A 12,986-nucleotide genomic window follows, 5' to 3' on the forward strand; every position below is an offset into this window, starting at 1 on the left:
AGGGGCCTCGGGTCAGAAGGCGTTGCCGTTCGCGCGACGTCCCGGTGAGGAGCCGAGGCTGGGATTGAGGGTGGTGTGGAGGACGAAGTCGGTGCCCGGGAATGCGTCGGGTGAGCGATTGAGGGACACGTTGTCCACGGTGCCCGTATAGGTCATCACATCCACGAGAGCGCCCGTGGAGTCGCGCAAGCTCACGCCATCACCCCCGTTGTTGAGGCCCAGCGTTCCCGTGGACGCGGGCGCGGTGTCGGGCGTGCCGAGCGGGAAGCCTCGGGAGCCGCCGAAGATGACATACGCGCGGCCCGGCGCGACGAGCGTCCCGGTGGCGAAGGTATGCCGGACCACGTTGGAGTCCCACAGCGACCAGCCAGACAGGTCAGCGGTGGAGCCGCCGGTGTTGATGACCTCGACGAATTCATGGTCGGTGTCGGGCGCGGTGCCTCCGTCGCCGGTGGGGACCGCGGGCTCGTTGGCCAGCACCTCGTTGATGAGCATCGCGGGAGGCGTCTGGGTTCCTCCGTCGGTGCTTTCGCCGCCTCCGCCGAAGTCGTAGCGGCTGACGACGGGGTAATGGTCGCTGACGATGTTGTTGTAGTTGAGGATCCGCGTGTCGGGACGGACGACGCGGACAGAGTTGGGGACGTAGACGGCGGCGACCTCGTCGCTGACGAGCGTGTGGTCGATGGTGTCGGGGTACTCGGTGGTGGTGCGCTCCGAGCGCTCGGACAAGACCTTGGTGATGAAGGTGTAGTGCGTGGGGTCGTCGAGGAGGTTCTGGAACGGCGTCGGCAGGTTCACACCGCCGTTGCGAGTGATGGAGCGGTCGACGTCGTCATTCCAGTCGCCCAGGACGAACACGCGCGCGGTGGGCAGGGCATCGAGGTACGCCTTGAGCGCGATGCTGGCCTCCTGCCTTCGCGTATAGGAATCCACATCGTCGAAGGCCTTCATGTGCAGGACGATGACGGAGATGGGAGTCGGCGCGCCGTTGATGACGGTGGTGAAGTCGACGCGCAGGGGAGGACGTCCTCCGAAGGAGAAGTCGTTCGCGGTGAGGATGAGCTCCGCGCGTTGGAAGACGAGGCTGCTGTCGTAGAGGATGCCGGGCTTCTGCTCGCCGGCGGAGTACCAGGAGCTGGCGTTGGAGACGTAGCTCCAGTCGTTGGCGAGGAAGCCGTCGTATTGGGGAAGCTGGGCCTTGAGGACCTGGAAGTCCGCGCTGTCCACCATCTCGACGAGGCCCCACACGTTGGCGCCTGCTTCGGAGAGGATGTCGCCCGCGTGAGCGAGCTGCAGGTCATCGGGCGTGCCTCCGGGTGATGTGGATGCGGGCGGCCCCTGGTTGTCCGCGCCGAACCACTCGATGTTCCAGTGGCCCACGGTGAGCACCTGTCCCGAGCCGCTGACGGTGAGCGACAACGCGCTCGAGGCGGAGGTGCCCTTGGCGTCCTGCACGACGGCGCTGAAGGACCTGGTGCCCTGTTCGGTGGGGGTGCCGGAGATGACACCGCTCGAGGAGAGGGACAGGCCGGTGGGCAGCGTGCCCACGTGGCTCCAGGTCAGGGGCGCGCGTCCGCCGCTCGCGGCGAGGGTGGCGGAGTAGGGCTGTCCGGAGACGGCCATGGGCACGGTCGTCGTCGTCACCGAGGGCGGTACGTAGACGGCGAGCGACAAGGCGCGGTCCGCGACGCGGCCGTTGGTGTCGGAGGCGCGCACGGTGAAGGTGCTGCCGGTGCTGGAGGGGGTGGTGCCGCTCACCGTGCCGGAGTTGGAGAGGGACAGGCCCGCGGGCAGCGAGCCCGAGACGACGCTCCACGAGAAGGGCGCCTTGCCACCGGAGACGGACAGGGTGGCTGAGTAGGGCTCGCCGGTGTCGGCCTCCGGGAGGGTGCTGGTGGTGATGGAGGGGAGCGCGAAGATGCTGAGCGCGAGGGGACGAAGGGCGCTTCGGCCGTTGGAGTCGCTGGCTCGGACCTGGAGGGAGAAGGGGCCGGGCACGGAGGGCGTGCCGGTGAGGCGGCCGTCACTGGAGAGCGTGAGTCCGGAGGGCAGGGTGCTGGGGGTGTCGAAGGTGTAGGGCGGCTTTCCACCGGAGGCCCCGTAGACCGCGCTCACGGGGACGGTGACGTAGCCATCGAGCGAGGTGGCCGCGCCGGTGACGACAGGCAGCGAGTAGACGGAGAGCGTGACGGCGCGGGTGCTGGTGCGGCCGGCGCTGTCGGTGACTCGAAGGGTGAGGTTGTGCGTCCCCACGCTGGAGCCGAGGGTGCCGGAGAGGATGCCCGAGCCCGGCGCGAGGGAGAGGCCCGAGGGCAGGGCGCCGCTGGCGACGGACCAGGTGAAGGGAGCGCGTCCTCCCGAGGCGGTGAGGGACGCGGTGTACGCGGTGGTGGCGTAGCCGTCGCTGGGGGTGCTGGTGATGGCGGGTGGGGCGTAGACGATGAGCGCGAGGGTGCGTTGGTCGGTGCGTCCGGACTCGTCGGAGACGCGGACGGTGATGGACGCGGTGCCGCTGAAGGAGGGGGTGCCGCTCAGCGTGCCCTGAGGCGAGAGCGTGAGGCCGGGAGGTGGAGAGCCAGAGGCGAGTGTCCAGGTGAGCAAGCCACGGCCACCCGTGGCGCCGAGCGTCTGCTGATAGGGGGCGCTCAGCGTCGCATCGGAGAGTGACAGGGTGGTGATGGAGGGCAGGGCGGCGACGGTGAAGGTGACCGAGCGCGTGGTGGTGCGGCCATTGGCGTCGCGAGCGAGGACCTCGAAGGTGAAGGCGCCGTCCTGGGTGGGCTGCCCGTGGAGGAGTCCCTCGGGAGCGAGCGTGAGTCCTGGGGGCAGCGGGCCTGGCGTGGTGAAGACGAAGGGGGCCTTGCCGCCGGAGGGCTCAAGTGCGCGAGCGATGTTGTCGCGGACGTAGACGAGCTGAGGGCTCACGGGAGCGAGCGTGGGGGGCAGGTAGATGGTGACCGAGAGCTCGCGCGTGGCGGTGGCGCCGAGGGCGTCGGTGGCGCGGAGGCTGAAGGTGGAGGTGCCTCCTGCGGAGAGGGTGCCCTGGAGGCCGCCGGAGTCGAGGAGGGTGAGTCCGGGAGGAAGGGCGCCGCTGATGAGGGTCCAAGCGTAAGGGGGCGAGCCCCCGGAGACCGCGAGGGGCGCGGAGTACGCGTCACCGACGTAGGCGTCGGAGAGGGTGGCGGTCTCGAAGGTGAGCGAGGTGTGGCCACCGTCGGCGGGAGTCGGGCCGGCATCGATGGGAGTAGGGCCGCCGTCGGCGGGAGTCGGGCCGGCGTCGGTAGGAGTAGGGCCGGCGTCGGTGGGAGTCGGACCGGCGTCCTGTTCCGGCAAGAGGGGCGTGGTGGGCTTTGAGCCGGGGCATGCGGTGAGGCTGAGGGCAAAGAGCAGCGCCAGGGCGCGGTGGAACCGCATGGAGACTCCGGACCGGTAGGAGCCGAGGCCCCAGGTGAGAGAGGGCACTGTAGTCCGGAGAACTGACGACAGCTCAATCGGGTGTCAGGGGATGCGGCCAAGAAAAAGGCCGCGGCCCCCTAAGGGACCGCGGCCAGGATGTCTCAGCAAGACCGGGTCAGACTACGGGTTCGCAGCACCCCACGACTGAGGACCCACGGCCCAGTCCGCACCTGTGTTGTTGTCAGTCGCGCTGACGCGACGAATGGTGTCCGTCGCCGGCGTCACGTTGGCAGCGGTTGTCGGGATGGTGGTCCAGTCAGCCGAGACCTGCGCAGCCGTCGGCGTCGAACTCGTCGTGCAGAGCGCGCCGCCGCAGTCCGCAGGAAGCCACTGGCCAGCGGCCTGGATGGCCTGCAGGTTTCCAGGGAACGCGCCGGGAGGGGTACCCGCCGTACGCGCAAACGAGACCGCGTCCTGAATCGTTCCGGCAGTATCCTTGACCAGCAAGATGCGGCTGGAGAAGGTGATGCCCGTCGCGCCGCCCTTGAAGTCCCAGGCGTTGTCGTAGTTGGCGGCCACGGTGGTCTTGGGGAACTGGTCCTTGGCGGTGGTCTCGCCTTGGTACGCGGCAGCCTCATTGATGTGGACGACAATGAGGTCCCCCTGCGCGACGTTGACGTTGGGGAATGCCAGAAGAACCAGGGCCGAATTGACGTCCTGCTGGAGCACCAATCCATCCGTGGTGCCCGACGAAAGAACCTGGAGTTCGACCAGATCCATGCCGTTCGCCATGTTCGGTTGAACCTCGGTGATCCGCACCACAGCGGCGGTGCGGAAGCCTGTGAACTCATCCGTGTTGTTCGGAGCCACCACGGAACTACCGCGCGTGTCCTTCACCGTGTCCGCGACGGTGACGATATATGCGGCACCGGGGGTCTGAGCGGTCGTGGTCAGGGTGACCACGCGGCCATTCACCTGGAAGTTCGTGGCACTGAGTCCATTGGAGAAGGTGAACTGAGTAGCCAGGTCGGTGATGCTCTCCTGGGCGATGTTGCGGTCGAAAGTCAGGGTGACCGCCGTCAGCGAGGACGCTGCGGCAGTGACCAGCTTGGGCGCCGGGCAACTGAGCGTGATGTCCGAAGCGGAGAAAACCGACGGCTGCGGGGCGCCGGCAAACCGCCACAGGGGACCCGTGAAGTTGAACTGGCAGCCCTGGGCGACGTCGAGCGCCTGGGAGATTGCCGAGGGGAAGCGCAGCCGGATGGTGTTGGTGCCGGACATCCCGGTCGTCGTGATGGGGAAGCCCGTGAATCCCGCGCCCGCCGCGCCTCCAGCCGCGGTGATGTTGCCCGTGAGGGAGATCAGCTCGTATTCGTAGGACTCCAGAGCGGTCACGAGGTCGGTCGCGGCGGAGCGGTCCACGACGAGCGCGCTGACCGAGTGGCCCTGGCTGAGACGGGTCAGGCCCGTGACGGTCTTGGCCAGGTCCTGCTGATTGGCGATCACCTTCAGGGCGACCGTCAGGCTGATGCGGTCACCCACGGCCACCTGGCCCAGGGCGGTGGCGTCGGAGACGAACATCGCGGGGCCATTGGGCTCCGCCTGGAGGAAGAAGCCGACAGGCTCGGTCTCGTTGTCCTGGCCCTGCACGGAGGGCTTGATGGCAGTGACGTAGGCTCCATTGACGGGCAGGTTGGTCGCCTCATCGTCGGCGGCCAGGAAGGCGGCGATCTGCACGCTGGTCTCCGCCGCGGTGGGGCCGGGGGCCGTCTCGCAGGCGTGGGTGGTCGTGTTGCAGACCTGGCCCGTCGAGCAGTTCGCGTTCGTCAGGCACTGCACGCACTCCGTGCGGTTGTTGCAGACCGGCTTCGCGGGGTCCACACCCGCGCACTGTGCGTCGGTGACGCAGACCTCGCACTGACCGCGGCCGTTGTTGCCCGTCAGGTCGCAGAAGTCGCGCTCGCTGCCCGCCACTCCGGCGCACTGGCCATTGTCCGTGCAGCCGCACAGGAAGTTGGCGTTGCAGGCCGGCTTGGTCGCATCGCAGTGGGCGGTGTCGCTCGGGGTGCACTCGACGCACGTCGTCGGCGTGGTGTCCGTGCGGCAGACCGGCGTTTCCGGAGCGCACGACGTGTTGTCCGCGCAGCCCTCGCAGGCGGTGCCCGTGGCGTTGCACGTCTGCTCACCCTGGCAACCCTCGGTGGCGTTGCAGACCTTGCACTCGCCAGCGCCGTTGTTGGCCGCCGTGTCGCAGATGTTGGTGGGCGAGGAGCAGCCCAGGTCGGGGCTCGTCTGCGAGTCGACGCAAACCTTGCATGCGCCAGCGCCGCTGTTGGCCGTCGTGTCGCAGAGGGGGGCCGTGGCGGAGCAACCCAGGTCCTGCCCATTGCCCGTGGCGGAATCCGTGCACGCCTTGCAGACGCCCACGCCGTTGTTGGCGGCGGCGTCGCAGACCGGCGTGGTGGCGGAGCAGCCCAGGTCCTGCCCGTTGCCCGTGGCGGAGTCGCGGCACGCGGTGCACACGCCCTTGCCGCCAGCACCGGCGGTATCGCAGACAGGCGCGGCGGCGGCGCAGCCCTCATCCGTGCCCGCGCCCGTGGCGGAGTCGCGGCAGGTCTTGCACACGCCCGCGCCGGAGCTGACATCGCACAGCTCGCCCGCGGCGCACGCCGGGTTGCACGTTACGCCTGCGTCCGGAGTACCGGAGTCTGGAGTGCCCGAGTCCGGCGTACCTGAATCCGGCGTACCCGAGTCCGGCGTACCCGAATCTGGAGTGCCTGAGTCAGGCGTCGGAATGTTGATGGTGACCTGCTCACAGGTCCCGTCATTACAGCTCCACTCCTTGCCCTGATCTGGCTGGCCATTGTCGGCGCGACAATCGAACTGGTCGACGCACTCATCTCCACAGCCCGTGCCCAGCGTGACGAGCACGGCGGTCATGAGCGCTGCAAGCCAATTTCGCTTCTGCATGCGGTCCCCTCCAGGGATGCAGGTAGTAACTCGCCCCCCTTACACCTGAACCTGGAGAGGGTCCATTGCGGGGCCCCCGTGACACCGCCATGTCACGCAAGAATCCCTTGAAATGTCAGGTTTTCACGGAGTCTTGCGGGACGCCTGGGGTCGTGGACCCGCATACAAGTCGATGACCTGTGAAATCGCGTCCTGACACACCGCGCAGAAGGGCACGCGGTCCCGTGAGAACATCACGCAGTCGAGCTGGGGTCTGTAATACCCCCGGGCCTCGTAGTTGGCTCCTTCGAAGGCCCCGACCTTGTTCGAGTACTTCTGCGAGGAGAGGAACTTCTCCTCCCAGTCGCGCTGCGCCACGAACAGGGAGTCCATCTCGGACTCTGGCTTGCGCTGGGCACGCACCTGACGTCGGCGCTTCTGCACGTCATTGGAGTGTGTCTCATAGGCCTCCTTGCTCCATGGCGTGGGCAGGGGCGTGCCGGGCGTCACCAGGTGCTTCCACTTGAGCTGCTCCGGGTCCTTGAGCGCGGTGACGTTCTTCTCCCAGGGCTCCAGCCGGTCCGCGTTGGGCACGTAGACGGACTCAGAGGTGTAGTACTCGTCGGCGAGGCCGGCGAAGTGATGGCCGAACTCGTGGACGAAGACATAGGGCGCCCACAGGCTGTCGGCCGCCACGGTGCCGTAGAGGCCGAGGATGCCTCCGCCTCCGTAGGTGTTGCCGTTGGACAGGATTTCGACGAACTCGTAGGGCGCGAAGGCGGACAGCTCGCGGAAGGCCTTGTTGTCGAAGGTCAGGATGTAGCGCTCGCTGCCGAAGGCGTCATAGGTGGTGCCCACGGGCGACCGTCGGTGGACGCCGGTGGATGGCCGGGAGATTCCGGACTGCGCGGCGGCAGGCATCAAGCCCCAGACATTGAAGTCTGTCTTCCGTTCCTTGAAGGGAGAGAAGGTGAAGAGGATGTCCACCATACGCTTGGCGTCCTTCTCGAACTTGGGGCGCTCCGCTTCGGTGTAGCCGTCGCCGAGGATGAGCAGGTCCACCTTCTGTTCGGGTGGCCCGTTCTCCATCAGCTTCAGCAGTGGGCCCGGAGCGGGCGGCGAGGACGGGTCCACGAACATGTCCTTCGGGTCCACGATGAGTGACCACACCTCGCGGAAGGCGTTCTGCGCGTCGCGCTTCTTGAGGAGCACCTGGACGGGGCGCTCGGGCGTGGGGAAGCGAAGCGACTCGTGGAGGGTGCGGTGCTGGCTCTTCGCCTCGGTGGTGAGCTCCCACTCTCCGTAGATGGAGGCGAAGCCCCGGGAGAAGAGGACCTGGTTCGTGTCCCGGTCCCTCACCTCGAAGAGGTACTTGCCGAGGTTGGTGTCGTCGACCGTGCGTGCCGCATGGCCCGGCCAGGGCAGCGGCTCGAGCACCACCTTGTCGAGGCTGAAGCGTTCCTCGGTGGCATTGCCGGTATGGAAGTAATCCACCCGGAGGGTGCGAGGGGCCGCGGCGGAAGCGCTCGTGGCCAGGAGCAAGGCAAGAAGGGCACGCGTCATGCGCGGCACTCTATGCGGCGGCGAGGGTGTCGGCGCGGATGGTGAGCGATTCCCCGTAAGCCGTGGACGTCAGAAGGTCCCGGAGAGGCTGGCCGAGAACTCGTCGCCATTCGTGGCGACACCCACCGAGACAGGCGGCGGTGCTCGGGGCGAGGGCGACAGGAGGAAGAGCACGGCCCCCGTGGCGACCGCCGCGCCTCCTCCGACGAGCAGTCCCGTGAGGAGATTGCTCTTCTGGACCAGGGAGTTCCGAAGCCGCAGCGCCTCCTGGTCCGAGGAGAGGATTCGACCGTTCTCGAGCCGCTTCTCCAGGTCATCGACGTTCTTCTGGGCGAGGAACCGCACCACACCCGCCCCGCCCAGGGCGGCCACGCCGGTGCCGAGCAGGACATAGGACGCCACGCGCAGCGCTGGTGTGGATCGGTCCGCTGAGGCCGCGATGCCATCGGAGAGAAGGTTCGGGGCGCTGATGTCCATGCCGCCTCCAGGCTGGGCGCCAGACTTGTCCGAGGTCACTGCCTGCTCCCAGGGGGCACGCCCATTGGCGTTCATCACCACGAGGTTGGAAGGAGACCGACCTGTGGTCACGAAGTCCACCAGGGCGGAGAGTGCTTCCGCCGGGGAATCCAGGCCCTGTGTCTTGAATCCTCCTTCTCGAAGCTTCTGGCCGCCCTCGACATTGAGCACCGTGGCGGCGAACCACTTGGGGCCACTGCTGGGGCGCTCCAGGCGCACGACGATGACCTCTTCGACACCGAGCGTGCCGCCCAGCCGGACGGCGTGACTGAGGGTCTGCTCCATGCTGGCCTCGGGCACGGAGAGGCAGGGGAACGGCGTGGCGGAGACGGAGCCCTCATAAGCGAGGTCCACGAGCAGCGGTGTGTCAGCGCCCTGCGCCTGAATCTGTCGAGGGAAGCTGATGGCCTCGGCCTTCACCAGGGTGAGGTCATAGCTGCCCGCCAGCACGTCGAGCGTCAGAGGCGTCTGGCCCATCTTGATGCCGTCGAGATACACGTCCGAGGCGGGCAAGGTGGACTTCACGGAGAGCTTCACCTTGCGGGCCAGGATCAGCTCCCGTCGCAGCTTGTCGAACCCCTGGCGCACCGAGGGCGCGAAGTAATCCGGGTCGAGCTGATAGTCGGGCTGGAGCCGCAACACGCTCCGGAACGCGGTGTCGCTCTCCTTTTGTTTGCCCATGGCCCGATAGTTCAGGCCGTGCAGGAGTTGGGCGTTCACGAAGAGCTTCCAGCGCGCATCGCCCACGGGCAGTCGATTGATTTGCTGGAGGGCTTCGTCGATGGACACGGCGGCCTTGCCGTTCCGGCTCTCGTAGAAGTGGTCCTGTGCGGAGTCGAGCTGCCGCTGGAGGTCCTCATAACTCTTCGTGGGTTGTGGAAAGAGCCGCTCGCTGAACCCGGACGCGCTCAGGACGTCCTGCTCCGGACGTGACACGAGGGCGCCGAGGAACGCGTTAGCCTGGCTGCCCAGCTCCGCATCCTTGCAGTCGCCGCTCGCAACGACCAGTCTCCGCGGGGTCGAGAATGAGGTGAAGGGAAGGACACAAATCAGGATGAACAATGCGAACCGCATAGAGTTCTTCCCGGTGAGTATGAGGGCAGGGCGAAGAGGTGAGGGCATGGTCGATTTTAGCGGTTGAGGTACGAGTCAACGACCAGCGTTCCACCGTCGGGGAGAGTGGTCACTACTTGGATGCCGTTGGTGTGTTGCGTAGGAGTAAAGGTCGAGAATGTCGCGGTCGGAATGGGATGGGGAGCAGTCGAACTGCTGGAGAAGTGAGACCATGACCCAGACGTGCATTGCTCGATGTGGAAGATAGAGTCTCCCCACTTCGCCCAGACCATCCACAACGTCCCTGAGTTGTCGAATTCGAGGCGTGTCTGCTCAGAATGATCGTCCGCAGAGGGTGTGAGCGACGGGCAATAGACCTTCCACTCATTACTCTCCCAGACATATGAAACCGCCTTCGCGTAGCTGTTGCCCACTTTTTCGAGCCAGGTCAGAATCGGGCTGCCCCCTGGAGAAACGTAGAGGCGTGGGTTCCGAGCGAATGAAGCGTTGAAGGGAACCTCAACCGGAGGTTGCGTTCCACGAAGAGGCTTCCACGTAGACACATCCCATTGAGCGACAGATAGCTTGGGTGTTCCGTCTTTCGTCCCCGCTATCCCCAGGAACAGTGATTGGGAGGGGCCGGCCCTGATGTCGAACGGGGAACTCGCACTCATGTTGAGCTGCAAGTTGATGCTTCCCCCAACTGCTTCCCACGTTGTACTCGTCCAGCGGTAGACGTAGGTGGTCTGCTCGGCGTCTGTGTAGAATGCAACGAGCGGTTTTCCTGTCGCATCCAAATCCATGACTAGGTAAGTGCTGTCGGGGTGGGATGGGAGTATGCCTGTCGATCTCCCTAGGTAGCTCCATTGATTTCCCATCCAGCGCGCGACGTAGATCCGCTCGGACTCGTTGCTACCCTCTCCTTCATGCCAGGCGATGACTGGTGAATCATCAAGAGGGTCGAACCTGAGGATTGGCTTGGATGGCTCGAAGCTACCTGTTCTTGCTTCCAGCCCCTTCCCCAACTCCGTCCATTGGCTGCCAGTGTTGCTGTAGACGCGTAGTTGAGTGTTTGCCAGGAATTTCTCTGTTTGGACGATGATGGAGTTCCCTTGCTTGTCCGAGCCGAACCCAGAACGAAAGGAACCAATGCTCCCTGAATTCTTGGCGAAGACGGGTCCAGCAGGCTCGAACAGCACCTTGGGGTGCTCCCAGTCCCATGGGCCGGTGGGAACGTCCAAGGCATTTCCCGCCAGATCCGTCACTGCCGAGGTGAGCGCAATCGCCGCCGAAGCAGGTGCCGAGATGGGCGTCCCCGGTACCACCGTCAGCGTCTTCCCATCCCCCGACAGTGACACCGTCCGAACCACGTCCACCCCGCCCACGGTGAGTCGCACGGAGGCGCTCGTCATGGTGTCCACCTTCATCGGCTCGGAGAACACGGCCTGGATGGGGCTCTTCACCCACACATCCTGCGCCCCCGGCTCCGGCGCCCGTGACACCACCTGCGGCGCCGTGCGGTCCACCACCACCACGCGCTCCTCCCCCGAGAACACCGTCTCCCCGAACACCACCCGCGCCCTCAACCGGTGCTCCCCCTCCGTCTCCCCCGTCGTGTCCCACGCATAGGTGTACGGCGACTCCAGCACCGCCAGCACCTCCCCGTCCCGGAGCAGCTCCACCCGGTCCGGGCGGTGCCCTGTCACCTCCAGGCCGATGTCCAGGACCCCCTTCGTATAGGCCGTCCCCTCGGGCGTGCGGATGCGCGCCTCGCCCTGGACGGGAGTGATGTCCGGCACCTCGATACAGGCCGGCGCGGACAGGAGAACGGCAACCACCCAGGGCAACAGGACAGGTCTTGGAGGAATCATCGCGAGGCGTCAGTGCAGGCCGTGTTCCGTTGCCCACTCGACAGTCTCATGCCCATAACAGCCCTCTCCCGCTTCCTCCAAACCACCCCAACTCCTTGCTTTCAGGCCCGGACCCACCGGCTCGGAGTCGTTCCACTTCGGGTGGAACCCAGAAGGCTCCGTCCCGGCGCTGGACACCCATCCCGTGCCCCGGAACCGCTCCGCCGCCCGCTCTCCGGGGGAGCCCCCAGGGGTATGGGTCATAAGCCCACCACCATCCCCATCTTCGACGGGTCAGCCGTGCCACCCGTGCGCCGGCTCGCCCCTCGGAGGCCAGGGAACATGAAGCGTGCATGGAAGAACCGCGTCGTCGTCATCACCGGAGCGTCCAGCGGTATCGGCCGTGCCACCGCGCTCGCCCTCGCCAAGAAGGGCGCCCACCTCGTACTCGCCGCCCGCCGCGAGGAGCCGCTCGAGGACCTCTCCCGTGAGTGCGTCTCCCTCGGCGTCCGCGCCGTCGCCGTCCCCACCGATGTCTCGGATTCCGCCTCCGTGCAGGCGCTCGCCCAGGAGGCCGTGCGAGCCTTCGGCCGCTTCGACGCGTGGATCAACAACGCGGGCGTCTACCTCATGGGCAGCCTGGAGGAGACCCCCGACGACGCCTTCCGCCAGCTCATGGAGACCAACTTCTTCGGCACCGTCAGCGGCACCCGCGCCGCCGTGACGCAGTTCCGCCGCCAGGGATACGGCACCCTCGTCAATGTCTCCTCGTCCTTCGGCTCCGTCACCGCGCCCTACGTCAGCGCCTACGTCGCCTCCAAACACGCCGTGCGAGGCTTCACCGCCTCCGTCCGCCAGGAACTCCTCGATACCGGCATCCACGTGTGCACCGTGATGCCCGCCGCCATCGACACGCCGCTGTGGCACCACACCGCCAACTACACCGGCTGGCGCGTGCGCCCCGTCGAGCCCGTCTACACTCCCGAGCGCGTCGCCCGCGCCATCCTCCGCGTCCTGCGCCAACCTCGCCCCGAGGTCCTCGTCGGCCCCGCCGCCCGCGCCTTCGCCGCCATGCACGGCCTGATGCCTCGCACCTTCGAGCGCACCATGCACGGCGCCACCGAGGCCCTTCACTTCGAGGACGAACGTCAGGGCGCCACCCCCGGCAGTCTCTTCCACCCCATGTCCGAGGGCACCGCCACGTCCGGCGGCTATCACTCTCGAAGCAAGCAAGCCCTGCGCCGCCTGCTCTTCGCTGGGGGACTGCTCGCCACGGCCGCACTCTTGAGGCGGAGGGAGGTTCGGGGACGGCTTGGAGCGCGCGTCGCCCACGCACTCGGGGTGTGAGACGCACATTGTCGTCACGGGCCCTATCCATCGCGGGCCCGTGACCGGGCCATGACACGGCCCAGGGAAAGTCCCGCCGCCATGACCGACATCGCCGTCCTCGTCAATCTGCGCGCACGCCGGGGCTCCGAGGGAGTCGGCGGCCTGGTTCAGCGCTTCCTCCCGAAGGCTCGCCTGGCGCTCACCCGCTCGCTGGAGGAGGCGATGCACCACTTCCGCGAGCACCCGCACCTGACGGCCCTGCGCACGCACCTGACGGGCGTGGACCCGGACGAGGCCTTCTCCCAGATTCCGTACGAGAAGGGGTACCTG

At 66.9% G+C, this 12,986-nt stretch carries 6 protein-coding genes and 1 pseudogene; 2 read left to right on the forward strand and 5 right to left on the reverse strand.

From position 1 onward, the window contains the following. Window positions 1-12: 12 nt before the first annotated feature. The 5 genes from HUW62_RS12905 to HUW62_RS12925 all read right to left on the reverse strand — a co-directional run bounded on the left by HUW62_RS12905 (window position 13) and on the right by HUW62_RS12925 (window position 11,315). A complete protein-coding gene (locus HUW62_RS12905) occupies window positions 13-3,414 on the reverse strand; it encodes a putative Ig domain-containing protein (protein WP_176434610.1) in 3,402 nt (1,133 codons plus the stop codon). 162 nt (window positions 3,415-3,576) lie between these two features. After that, window positions 3,577-6,366, reverse strand: coding sequence for an Ig-like domain-containing protein (locus HUW62_RS12910; protein ID WP_255203396.1), 2,790 nt, complete (start codon window positions 6,364-6,366; stop codon window positions 3,577-3,579). A gap of 123 nt (window positions 6,367-6,489) precedes the next feature. Further along, a complete protein-coding gene (locus tag HUW62_RS12915; RefSeq protein ID WP_176434611.1) occupies window positions 6,490-7,908 on the reverse strand; it encodes an IgA Peptidase M64 in 1,419 nt (472 codons plus the stop codon). Between the two features lie 69 nt (window positions 7,909-7,977). Then, window positions 7,978-9,360: a PEGA domain-containing protein gene (locus HUW62_RS12920; RefSeq protein ID WP_368670400.1), complete on the reverse strand. Its 1,383-nt coding sequence runs from the start codon at window positions 9,358-9,360 to the stop codon at window positions 7,978-7,980. A gap of 194 nt (window positions 9,361-9,554) precedes the next feature. Further along, window positions 9,555-11,315, reverse strand: a complete 1,761-nt coding sequence (locus HUW62_RS12925) for an Ig-like domain-containing protein (RefSeq protein WP_176434613.1) — start codon at window positions 11,313-11,315, stop codon at window positions 9,555-9,557. A gap of 354 nt (window positions 11,316-11,669) precedes the next feature. On the opposite strand from HUW62_RS12925, the gene HUW62_RS12930 reads away from it, so the two are divergent. After that, window positions 11,670-12,674, forward strand: a complete 1,005-nt coding sequence (locus tag HUW62_RS12930) for an SDR family oxidoreductase (RefSeq protein WP_176434614.1) — start codon at window positions 11,670-11,672, stop codon at window positions 12,672-12,674. Between the two features lie 81 nt (window positions 12,675-12,755). Beyond that, window positions 12,756-12,986 (forward strand): annotated as a pseudogene (locus HUW62_RS48690) (hypothetical protein); the annotation flags it as partial.

Source organism: Myxococcus sp. AM011, assembly GCF_013372595.1.
In the GTDB taxonomy this organism is placed as follows: Bacteria; Myxococcota; Myxococcia; order Myxococcales; family Myxococcaceae; genus Myxococcus; species Myxococcus eversor.